This is a genomic window from Rhizobium sp. RHZ02 (assembly GCF_014851575.1).
Classification (GTDB): Bacteria; Pseudomonadota; Alphaproteobacteria; order Rhizobiales; family Rhizobiaceae; genus Rhizobium; species Rhizobium altiplani.
This window is the reverse complement of sequence record NZ_JACUZX010000106.1, coordinates 1-342: the sequence shown is the minus strand read 5'-3', so window position 1 is coordinate 342 and position 342 is coordinate 1. Positions and strand designations below refer to the sequence as shown.

General features: G+C 57.9%; 1 pseudogene. It reads right to left on the bottom strand.

What is annotated here, in order from left to right:
• Nucleotides 1-298, bottom strand: a pseudogene (locus tag IB244_RS31720) (IS110 family transposase); the annotation flags it as partial.
• Nucleotides 299-342 lie beyond the last annotated feature (44 nt).

The window sequence follows — 342 nt, the reverse complement described above, 5'->3', positions numbered from 1 at the left end:
GGCCATCCGCATCATTGGCATCCGTCTTGTTGAGCGTCTCGTGCAATATCTTTTGCGCGTGCCGCGCTTCGATGCAGATCGCGGGAACCCCTTCGGCCATCAGTGCATGATAGAACCACGTCGACAACGGCCCCGTTTCAAACACAACGCGCTTGGCGTGCGGGGCGTGCTTGCGGATCACCTGCGCCAAGAGCTTTGGATCCGAAGCGCGCTTCCCTCGCCATATCCGCTTCCCGTCCTCTCGGATCGAGATCGCCGTATCTTTCAATGAAACATCAAGCCCGATATACTGGTCCATGGTTGCCTCCATTGATGTTTGGGCCCGGTTCCAATCGTGAGCCC